The organism is Pseudomonas sp. Pse35, assembly GCF_024519715.1.
Taxonomy (GTDB): domain Bacteria; phylum Pseudomonadota; class Gammaproteobacteria; order Pseudomonadales; family Pseudomonadaceae; genus Aquipseudomonas; species Aquipseudomonas paracarnis.
Genome location: NZ_JALJRP010000090.1, coordinates 1 through 387, shown reverse-complemented (window position 1 = coordinate 387; position 387 = coordinate 1). Strand labels below are relative to the sequence as shown.

Below are 387 nucleotides of genomic sequence, written 5' to 3'. Positions count from 1 at the left end.
TGGCCGTGGATGATCGCTTTGTCGATGCCAAGGGCAACTTCATGGAAGACGTGCCGTACCTGGGCATGGCCGCGTTTGAGGTAGGCCAGAAGCAGGGCGCCGCCATGGCCGCCGAAGCGAAAAAACGTGGTTGGGACTGGAAGGACACCTACGCGGTGATCAACACCTTCAACGAGCTCGACACCGGCAAGAAGCGCACCGACGGCTCGATCAAGTCGCTGGAAGAGGCTGGCATTCCTAAAGATCACATCCTCACCGCCCCGCTGAAAACCCTCGACGTGCCAGGCAGCATGGACGCCACCAACTCGGCACTGGTCAAGCTGCCGGGTAGCGCGAAGAACCTGATCATCGGCGGCATGAACGACAACACCGTGCTCGGCGGCGTGC

1 pseudogene is annotated in these 387 nt (G+C 61.2%); it reads left to right on the top strand.

Features of this window, described 5'->3' with window-relative positions:
- Positions 1 to 387 (top strand): annotated as a pseudogene (locus OC445_RS26955) (arabinose ABC transporter substrate-binding protein); the annotation flags it as partial.